Here is a 10,219-nt window from a genome sequence, read left to right as displayed (position 1 = left end):
GGGATATGCAGCGCTGGCGCGCTGCATAGTGCGCGAATTGCGCAAGCGCAATTCGGATTCCCGCGTAAACGCGGGAATAGAATTCCGTAAACGGAATTCTGGAACGGAATGCAATTCGCGCAAGCGCGAATTGGGGCACCCGCGCAAGCGCGGTCGCCTGGGCTGACAGCAAGGGGAGGTGCATCATGTGTGGGACTGTGTAGGGTCTGGGTTTCCCAGCCACCACCTCTGCAACGTATGTGACGGATCATCGGCCTGACGAAGTGCCGGCCCCACCGTAGTGACGGGCTCCGCTGCGCTCCACCCGAACCCCTCCCCCGTTCTCAACTGCCCGTACGCAGCCCCACCGAATCTCGCGAGCATACACCCTGATCGGTCACGGGAAGGCGGGAATCGGCCATGTGTCACCCTAGGGTGCGGAAGTTGACGCGAGAGAGATGCATCATGCTTGTGCACTGTGTAGAGTCTGGGAACAGATAGCATCACCCCTGGGCCCTTCGCCGCTCCGGGAATCTTCATTCTGATACGCGCCTCATTCCGCGAAAAGGAGAACACGGGGATGGCCGTGAAACTACGTGCCCACCAGATCGAGGCCGTTGCCGCCATTGTGCGTGGTCTCGATATCCCGCCGGGCGGGATTCCCGTGAATGGCCTACGCGGACAGGTGCACGCCGCGTGCGGAACGGGAAAGACCATCATCGCGGCTGCGGCGGCAAAGCGGCTCGCGCCCAAGGGCCGCATTCTCGTCCTGGTACCGACGCTGGATTTGCTGTCCCAGACGGTTCAGGCATGGAATGCCGCCGGGCACACTGGTCCGGCGGTCGCGGTGTGTTCTCTCCAGGACGACCCGGAATTGTGGAATCTCAAGGTCCGGAGCACCACGAATCCGGTGCAGCTCGCCCTGTGGCACGGGCAGGGGCCGGTCACCGTCTTCGCGACGTACGCCAGCCTCGGTGTCCTTTCCGAGGCGTTCGAGGGCGTCTACGGGCAGCAGTTGTCTCTCATGGACCTGACGGTGGTTGACGAGGCCCACAGGACCAGTGGCTCGATGGGTAAGGCCTGGGCCGCGGTACACGACCAGGGGGTCATTCCGTCGGCGCGCCGGCTGTACCTGACGGCGACGCCGCGGATCTGGGAAGAGCGGCTGAACCGCGAGGTCGCTGAGGGAGTGCGCGACCGACTGCCTCGGGAGATGGCAGCCTCCATGGACGACGAGACCGTCTTCGGGCCCGTCCTGTACAAACTCTCGCTCGCGTCGGCTGTGTCGCGCGGGCTGCTGGCGCGGTACCAGATCATCGTCCTGGAGCTCCAGGACCCCGTCGTCACGCCCGAGCGGCTGATGGGTGAGGAGCGGCGCAGTGAGGAGGTGCGCGGTCAGCGGCTCGGGGCCCTGCAGGCCGCGCTGTTGCACACGATGGCGCAGCACGACCTGTCGACGTGCATCACCTTCCACCACCGCACCATCGAGGCACAGGCATACGCGGAAGGCCTGGAGCGCGTGGCGGCCAAGCTGCACGCCGACCAGCCTGAGCGGTACCCGGCGCAGATCTGGGCCGACTGGCTCTGCGGCGAGCACGTACCCGAGCGCCGGCGCGGAGTCCTGGGAAAATTCGGCACCACCACGCTGCGTGCCATTCTCTCGAATTGTCGCGTATTGGGTGAGGGCGTTGATATTCGCGCCGTGGATTCCGTGGCTCTCCTGGACCCCAAAGGCGCGCCGCATGACATTGTGCAGGCCATCGGGCGGGCTTTGCGTCAGAAGCCGGGACAGGGCAAGCTCGCCTCTCTGATCGTGCCGGTATTTCTCCAGCCCGGGGAAAAGCCGGAAGACATGTTCACCTCGGGATCGTATCGCCCATTGGTGAAGGTATTGGAAGGCCTGCGCGCTCACGACGAAGAAGCAATCGAATTGCTGGCGATCCCCCAGGAGCCGCAGAAGGACGTCGCGCAACCGTCCCAGCACATCGGTACACCGCCCGAGGAAGGCGAGAACGAATCACGCCTGCTGCTCCGTTTCGCCGCCCCCAGGGATCCGGTGATGGTCGCGGACTGGGTGTCCTTCAACATCATCGACACCGAACGCCAGGACTGGGCCCGCGGCTGGGCAAAACTGAAGACATACGTCGAACGAGTCGGGAACGCGAGAGTTCCCTACGGACACCGCGAGGGCGCAACACCCCTAGGACAATGGGTCGCGGAGCAGCGACGCGCATACGGAGCCGGGGAGATGAACGGGCAACGCGCCCAGCGCCTGGAGCGGCTCGGCATGGTGTGGTCGATGGCCGATGAAAGGTTCCAGGAAAACCTGGAAGCCGCGAAGGCGTACTACGACCAACACTGGACCCTCTGTGCGCCCCGGACCGCCAGTGCGCTGGACAGACCCTTGGGAATGTGGCTCGCGAATTTGCGGCGTCCTGGTGCGCTGGACGACCACCCCGAATGGAAGACAGCGCTCGAAGCCGTCGACGAAGACTGGAACCCCGGGTGGCCGGCCGAATGGCAGCGGCACTATGCGGCGCTGCGCGAGCTCGTGCGCGACGAAGAGGGCCAGGCCGATGTCCTGCCCGGCGTCACGGTCCACGGGATGGACATCGGACGATGGGCCGCGAAACAGCGCCAACCGGCGGTATGGGCTTCGCTGATGGACGGGCAGCGCGAGCGCCTGGAGCAGCTTGGTGTCGTACCGCTCCCACCGGAGCAGGAAACGCCCGCCAAGGCCCCCCAGGGCGCCTCTGGAGCCTTCGAACGGGGTATTGCAGCCCTGGCGCAGTACAAGGCGCGGGAGGGCTCCGTGGCCGTCCCCAGAGGCCACACAGAGCAGTTGGAGGACGGGGCAGAAGTCCGACTCGGAGTGTTCCTCAGCAACAGCAAAAGCCGCCGCGCGAAGCTCACCGTCGACAAACTCGCCGCACTCGCCGCGCTGGGGTTGGAATGGGCACAAGAAGGTTAAGGAGTGGGCTAAGTTTTTGGTTAAGCAGTATCGAGTCCCTGAGTGAAGGTGCAGGAAATGGCATCTGAGGAAGAGCTGTTCGCGTCCGTCGACGCTCTGTTGAACGAGGAGCCGCATCTCCCGCCTCCGGCGGAGCGTGCCCGGCTTCGTGAGGCCGCCGGCATCACCCAGGCCCGCCTCGCCACCGCGTTGAAGACGACGACCCAGTCGGTGAAGAACTGGGAGAACGGCCGCTCGGAGCCAAAGTCGCCGCGCCTGGATGCCTACCAGCGGCTGCTGAGCGGGTGGGTCGCGAAGTACCCGGCCCACGGAGCTCCCGCTGTCACGCCCGCCCCGGCTCCCGCGCTCAACCCGGAACCGGTTGCGGAGACGTTCACCGGCCCGGCCGTGCCCGAGGCGCCCGCCGTAGTGGAGGTGCCCGTCGTCCAGGCTGAGTCGGCGACGTCGCGCCGTCCGGCGAAGAAGCGTTCCGCGCCTGTAGCCGACTCGCGGTTCCCGCACGGTCCGCTCGCTGTGCTGGACGGTGATGGCTCCGCGTACGGCGTCGACGGCATCGTGCTCGACTGCCCGGCGACCACCATCCCTGAGTTGGTGGAGTGGACACTGCGCGAGTCCGGCCTCGGTGCCGCGAAGTTGAACCGGTACGGCAAGGACTCCGACCCGCTGATCGTCCTCACCGCCGCGGCCGCCGTGAAGCTGGGACTGCCCGAGCGCCTGGAGGGCCACGAGCAGCGCCGCTCCCTGCGCCTGCCCGAGGACCACCCGGTGGTCAAGGAGATCGCTCGAGCGAAGTGGCAGTTGACGCAGCGCGGGTTCGGCCCGTGGGCGCGGATCTACCGCAAGGCGCAGGGCCGTAATCGGCAGTGCGTGCAGCTCGCCGTCCTGTCCTGGGACGCGCTCGATGAGCGGTCCTGGCCCGGCGTCGCGCAGATGGAGGCGGCCGACGTCGCCCGCGTCATCGGTGTGTACGCGACCAGGGTCATCACCCCGCGCGGCTCAACGGCCGTGTCCGGGTTGGAGTTGATGACGGCGCTGCGCCCGCCGACGAAGGCCGTGCAGGACCCGACGACCGGGAACTGGGTGTCCGGCTACAACGCGGGCTCGCTGGGGACAGAGCTGATGGACCCGGCGCCGCCGGAGGCCACCCCGGAGCACCCCGTCGTCGTGAACTCCGGCTGGACCGGCGGGTTCCTCAACGAGGAGGCGTACCAGTGGGTGCGCTCGGTGGACCTGCTCAGTGATGAGGAGTGCGTGCTGCCCTTCGCGGTGGGCCTGGACCTCAACACCGCGTTCCTCGCCGCCGCGGCCCGCCTGGTCGTCGGCCTCTCCGCCCCCGACCACTTCCACACCCCGAAGTTCAACCCGAAGATCCCCGGGAGCTGGCTGGTCGACCTCTCCCACATCGACCTGGACCCGCGCCTGCCCAGCCCGTTCACCCCGGACGGCACCCGCCCGACGGGACCGGCCTGGTACCAGACGCACACCGTCGCCTACGCCCAGGAGCTCGGCCACAACGTGGCTCCGATCGAGGGGTACCTGCGCCGCGAGACCGGCGCGTACCTGGATCCGTGGCACGACCGCCTCAAGACCGCCTACGTCGACACCCTCGCCGACCTCGGCGTCACGAAGGACCTGGACGACCGGGCCTTCCTCGCCGCGATGGAGCAGCACAAGCAGGCTGACCCGGCGATGGCCGCGGTCCTCGCCGCCATCAAGGCGACCGTGAAGGGCGGCGTCGGCAAGCTCCGAGAGCGCCCCCAGGGCAAGCAGTACAAGGCGGGCGAGCGGTGGCCGGCCCTGGAACGCCCGACCTGGCGCCCCGACATCCGCGCCGCCGTCATCTCCAAGGCGCGGGTCAACATGCACCGCAAGCTGGGCAACATGGTCAAGATGACGGGCCTGTACCCGCTCGCCGTACTCTCCGACTGCGTCGTCTACCCCTCGCCGGGCGACTCGCCGCTGGACTTCCTGCCGTACGCCGCCAGCGGTAAGCCGCAGCCGGGCGGCTTCCGCCTCGGGCCCACGCCGGGCCTGGCGAAGCTGGAGGGCGTCCAGTCGATGCTGTGGGCGGTCGACCTGATGGAGAAGGGCCTCAACCCGGCCCGCCACATCAAGGGCGGCGACGCCGTCCTGGACGAAGGAGAGTAGGCCGTGGGGGAGATCGACGACGCGATCGAGCGCGCCGACCGGGAGGCCTTCACCCGCGAGCCGCCGAAGACGTTGAAGGGTCAGATCGGCTACCTGCTCAAGCAGATGGGCAGCGCGAAGGCCGTCGCGCAGGAACTCGGGGTCACCGCCGACTCCGTCAACCGCTACCGACGCGGCGCCCGCAAACACGCCCGCGCCGACGTCGCCGCGAAACTCGACGACGCCGTACGCCAGCGGTGGCAGCCGCAGGTGCGCAAGCGCCGGCAGAAGCAGGCCGCGACCTCCGGCGGGATCACGGTGGAGACGAGGGCGCGGTTCGGGTACACCGCACCGGTCGGCACCACCGACGACGGACGCTTCCGGCGCCTGACCGTCCACCTCCCCCCGGCCTACGCACAACGCCTCTTCGACGCCCGCCACACAGGTGCCGACGACCAGGAAATGCGCCAGATCATCGCCGAGGGACTCAAAGAGATCTACTTCCAAGACAGCGGAGGGCGCGCCACAGGACTCTCCGACGTCACCCTCAACGACATCGACTACCTCGACCTCGACTACTGACCTGGCACCGGCCGCAGGTCCGGCACCTGCTTGTTGAGCCGAAGCACGATAGTTGTCACAAGCGACGGGATGGGTGGGGAAGCTGTTGCTGGCTGCGGGTGCCTTTCGGGTGGCTCCTCTCCAGGGTGAGATGACGCTGTCGTTCCTGGGGCGGATCGCGGACAGGTACAGCCTGACGGTGGGGAGTCTGCTGTCGGCGGTTACCGAAGTGGCTGGTCAGCAGGACGTCGTCGGGGCTCTACAGGGCGACAGTGAGGTGTTCTTGAACGCTGCGGCCCGGGACCGGGTCGCGGCATTGTGTCGTGTGCCGCAGGTGGGCTTACGCCGTGCGTTGCCGGCCTGGGCGCGGGAGGAGCCGCTGGGCCCCTCGAAGGAGAGGCCGACGGCGCGGCTCCACAACGGGGTGGAGACGGTTGCTGCCTGGGGTCCGGCGTGCCCGGGCTGTGTGGCTGCGCGGACCGGTCTCGTTGCACCAGCCCGGGTGTACTTGGCGGCGCACCAGCGAGTCTGCCCACGCCACCGATGCTGGCTGATGAGCGTGCCTGGCGGCGGGGGTCGTGTCGTCGGGTTGGCCGGATGCCCGGAGGTGGTCCAGGCGCAGGAGAATCACCGGAGGCTACTGCAGCGCTCCCCCTTCGCTGGTTGCGCGTTCGAGGTTGCTGAGGCAGTCACAGCCTGGTGGTGGGCGCAGAAGTGGCCGGAAGAAACTCTGTGGCCGGCAAGGCTGTGTGCGACCGTTCCCGAGGGCGAAGAGCCCGGGCGGTGGCGAGTCCTGGCCCGCGGCTTGGTCACCTGTTTGTAAGCACTTCTTTGGGCTCCACTGCACGGACTGAAAGTGGCTCCATGGCGTAAGAAGTTGATCTGGCTCCACTCGGTGGTTTACAGGTGGACGGCCGAACCCACCGTGAGCTGACTGGGCAGTGTCCGCCGCCTGCAACGGCGCTGCGAGTGCGTGCCGGAGCGCTTGCTCGCGTTCATCCCGGGGCTGCTGTCGCTCTCGTCTGCTTCCGCCAGCTCGCAGGAACGTTGTGCGGCCATAATCACGGCATGTCGCTTCAGGGAACCGATGCGTACCAGGACAACAACACCATCCCCGCCTTGGTCCAGCGGGCCGTGCGGGCAGCGCGCCATCACGGTTTCGCGTTCTCCTGCAGGCCCGAACAGGGCCGTCTGCTACAGGTGTTGGCTGCAGGGGCTTCACGCCGCATAGGCGAGACCGGCACCGGATGCGGTGTCGGCCTGGCCTGGCTGGCCTCCGGCGCGGTCAACGGAGCCCGGCTCATCAGCGTCGAACGTGATCTGGAACGGGCCCGCATTGCGGCGGATGTCTTCCAAGACTGCGATCACGTTGACGTCCTCCACGGCGACTGGCGACGCATTGCAGACCACGGCCCATACGACCTGCTCGTGCTCGACGGCGGAGGGCAGGCCAAAGGCGACGGCACCGCGGATCCCGCCCGCCTGCTCACCGCCGGCGGAACAGTAGTGATCGATGACTTCACCCCCGCCACCACATGGCCACCCCACTTCAATGGCGCACCCGACCGGTCCCGCCTGCACTGGCTGGAACACCCCGAACTCCGGGCCACGGAACTCCGCCTCGCGGCAGACCTCAGCGTGATCGTCGGAACCCGTCTTCCCGCCTGCTGACAGCAGCCGCAGGGCCAATTACAACGCCTACTAAAGGCTGGCGACGTCATCGAGTTCGCCGACAGGAAGGTCCGCGACGTGCCCTCTTTGGAGTGAATGCGCTGCTCCGTCCGCCCTGCGACGGCAGGGTGTGTGCGTCGATCACGGTCTTGTCGGAGGCCGTGTGTGTTGATCACGGTCATGTCGGGAGGCCGGGGTGGGTTTGTCGCGCGCTGAGCTGTTCGCGGCGATCCGGAGGGACAAGCGTCTCGATCCGGAGCTGTCGCAGCGGGTTCTGGCGGAGAAGTACGGGGTGCACCGGCGGACGGTGCGCCAGGCGTTGACCTCGGCGGTTCCGCCGCAGAGGAAGCAACCGGTGCCTCGGACGTCGGTTCTGGATCCGGCGAAGGGCTGGGTCGACGCGATGTTGCGGGAGGACCTCACCGCGCCGCGCAAGCAGAAGCACACTGCCCGGCGGATCTGGCAGCGTCTCGCGCAGGAGTACGGCTTCGAGCAGGCGTCGTACTCCACGGTCTGCGATTACGTCGTGGTCCGGCGCAAGGAGATCGAGGCGGAGGCCCGGGAGGGGCACCGGCACATGGACGGGATGGTTCCGCAGGTGCATCTTCCCGGTGAGGAAGCGGAGGTCGACTTCGCGGATGTGTGGGTCCGGCTGGCGGGCGAGGTGGTCAAGTGCCATCTGTTCACGCTGCGGATGTCGTACTCGGGCAAGGCCGTCCACCGGGTCTATGCCTCGCAGGCCCAGGAGTCCTTCATGGAGGGGCATGTCGAGGCGTTCAACGTCCTGGGCGGGGTGCCGGCCCGGCACATCCGTTACGACAACCTGAAGCCGGCGGTCAACCGGGTCTGCACCGGCCGCAGCCGGGTGGAGTCGGAGCGGTGGCTCACCTTCCGCGCGCACTACGGCTTCGACGCCTTCTACTGCATCCCGGGCCAGGAGGGCGCCCATGAGAAGGGCGGGGTCGAGCACGAGGGCGGCCGGTTTCGGCGCACGCACCTGGTCCCGGTCCCGGATGTGGCCTCTTTGGAAGAGCTGAACGAGAAGATCACCGGGATCGACGCGGCCGAGGACGCCCGGATCCTGTCGGGCAGGCTGACCACGATCGGCTTCAACTTCATCACCGAGACCGATCAGCTGCTGCCCCTGCCGTTCGAGGAGTTCGAGTGCGGCATCACCCTGACTCCGAAGGCCGACCGCAGCAGCCGGATCACGGTCCGCCAGTGCCACTACTCGGTGCCCGCCCGCTTCATCGGGCAGAACGTGCGCGTGCTGCTGCGGGGCAATGAACTGCTGGTCTTCGAACGGCGGAAGATCGTGGCCCGTCACCCGCGCCTGACCCGGCGGGGCGAATTCCGCGACGAACTCGATCACTACCTGGAGATCCTGCTGGCCAAGCCCGGTGCCATGGCCGGTTCGACCGCGCTGGCCACGGCCCGCCAGAACGGGACGTTCACCGAGGTCCACGAGGCGTTCTGGGCCGCGGCTCGCACCGCGCACGGAGACGCGGCAGGGACCCGGGCTCTGATCGAGGTCCTGCTGCTGCACCGGCGCATGCCGCCCGACGCGGTCCAGCTGGGCATGGCGGCCGCGATCCGGGCCGGCGCCACCAGCGCGGACGTGGTGGCCATCGAGGCCCGCAAGGCCGCCGCGCAGGCGCCGGCCCCGACCGAGGACCTGGACGACGCAGGCGACCCGCCGCCGTGGGCCGAGCCCAGCGGGGTCGTGTCGCTGACCGCCCGCAGAGCCCAGCTGCCCGAGGACAAGCGCCCGCTGCCGACGGTGACGCACTACGACCAGCTCCTGACCCGCCAACCGAAAGGCACTGCATGAGCACGACCGCCGCACCCACCCGCCAGCACGTTCCTCCGCCCCGCCGGGATGCCGGACCGGAGGAGGCCGTGGACACGGTCATCGACGAGGCATGCCGCAGCCTGCACCTGCCCACCATCCGCGACCGGGTCTCGGAGATGGCCGAGGAGGCGATGCGCCAGCGGTCCAGCTACAAGGACTTCCTCGCGGACCTGCTGGAAGCCGAGTGCGCCGAACGCGAGGAACGCCGCAAGCAACGGCTGGTCAGAGAAGCCAACTTCCCCCGCCCCAAGCGGCTGGAGGACTTCGACTTCACCGAGAACCCCAACGTCACGCCGGAGCTGGTCGGCACCCTGGCGGACCCGGCCTGGGTCAAGGCCGGGCAGCCGCTCTGCCTGATCGGCGACTCCGGCACCGGCAAGTCCCACCTGCTCATCGGGATCGGCACCGCCATGGCCGAGGCCGGGCTCAAGGTCCGCTACACGACCACGGTCAACCTGGTCAACGAGCTCGCGGAAGCCGCCGACGAGAAGAAGCTGGCCCGCACCATCGCGCGCTACGGCCGCGTCGACCTGCTCTGTCTGGACGAGTTCGGCTATCTCGATCTGGACAAGGCTGGAGCGAAACTGCTGTTCCAGATCTTCACCGAGCGCGAAGAACGCAGGGCTATCGCCATCGCGTCGAACGCTCCGTTCTCCGAGTGGAAGCAGACCTTCACCGACCCCCGCCTCTGCACAGCGATCGTCGACCGCGTCACCTTCAACGCTCACATCGTGGAGACCGGCACCGACTCCTACCGCTTCGCCCAGAGCCAGAAGAAGCAACGACGCCGCTGACAGCAACCGACAACTGCGGCCGGCCTCCCTAACGGGAGGCCGGCCGCAGCCTTGTTGGGCCCGGCCGCCAAGTCCCAGTGCCGACCGGACCATCGCCCGTTCTCGTCCAGCCATCGCGGACACTGGGCGGTCCGCGACCTGAGTCGAGTCGGGTCGGCAGCCTCCACGCACCTGTCGGGGGCGCGCTGACAGAGGTCTGACCGAGACCTCAAAATACCGCGCCGACCCCCCGTCCCGGCCAGCGGAACCACTCGTTCGAAGTGG

Annotated in this window: 7 protein-coding genes; all 7 read left to right on the top strand. The window is 68.0% G+C overall.

Features of this window, described 5'->3' with window-relative positions:
- The first annotated feature begins 559 nt into the window (after nt 1-559).
- A complete protein-coding gene (locus tag PV734_RS03955) occupies nt 560-2,950 on the top strand; it encodes a DEAD/DEAH box helicase (RefSeq protein ID WP_319288760.1) in 2,391 nt (796 codons plus the stop codon).
- A 57-nt stretch (nt 2,951-3,007) separates the two neighbouring features.
- Nucleotides 3,008-5,098, top strand: a complete 2,091-nt coding sequence (tap, locus tag PV734_RS03950; protein WP_319097427.1) for a telomere-associated protein Tap — start codon at nt 3,008-3,010, stop codon at nt 5,096-5,098.
- A gap of 3 nt (nt 5,099-5,101) precedes the next feature.
- On the top strand, nt 5,102-5,659 hold the full coding sequence (gene tpg, locus PV734_RS03945) for a telomere-protecting terminal protein Tpg (protein ID WP_319097428.1): 558 nt from the start codon (nt 5,102-5,104) through the stop codon (nt 5,657-5,659).
- Between the two features lie 73 nt (nt 5,660-5,732).
- Nucleotides 5,733-6,461 (top strand): TniQ family protein, encoded by a 729-nt coding sequence (locus PV734_RS45775; protein ID WP_415924142.1) that lies wholly within the window; start codon nt 5,733-5,735, stop codon nt 6,459-6,461.
- A gap of 245 nt (nt 6,462-6,706) precedes the next feature.
- Nucleotides 6,707-7,309 carry an O-methyltransferase gene (locus tag PV734_RS03940; protein ID WP_319288759.1) on the top strand — a complete coding sequence of 201 codons (603 nt, stop codon included), beginning with the start codon at nt 6,707-6,709 and terminating at the stop codon, nt 7,307-7,309.
- Between the two features lie 202 nt (nt 7,310-7,511).
- On the top strand, nt 7,512-9,140 hold the full coding sequence (istA, locus tag PV734_RS03935) for an IS21 family transposase (protein ID WP_319288775.1): 1,629 nt from the start codon (nt 7,512-7,514) through the stop codon (nt 9,138-9,140).
- Nucleotides 9,137-9,955: an IS21-like element helper ATPase IstB gene (gene istB / locus PV734_RS03930; RefSeq protein WP_319288758.1), complete on the top strand. Its 819-nt coding sequence runs from the start codon at nt 9,137-9,139 to the stop codon at nt 9,953-9,955. The genes istA and istB overlap by 4 nt, the downstream gene beginning before the upstream one ends.
- Nucleotides 9,956-10,219 lie beyond the last annotated feature (264 nt).

Origin of the sequence: Streptomyces sp. AK08-02 (genome assembly GCF_033795085.1) — a bacterium.
Classification (GTDB): Bacteria; Actinomycetota; Actinomycetes; order Streptomycetales; family Streptomycetaceae; genus Streptomyces; species Streptomyces echiniscabiei.
The sequence above is the reverse complement of the archived record's forward strand: the minus strand, read 5'-3'. Positions and strand labels throughout refer to the sequence as shown.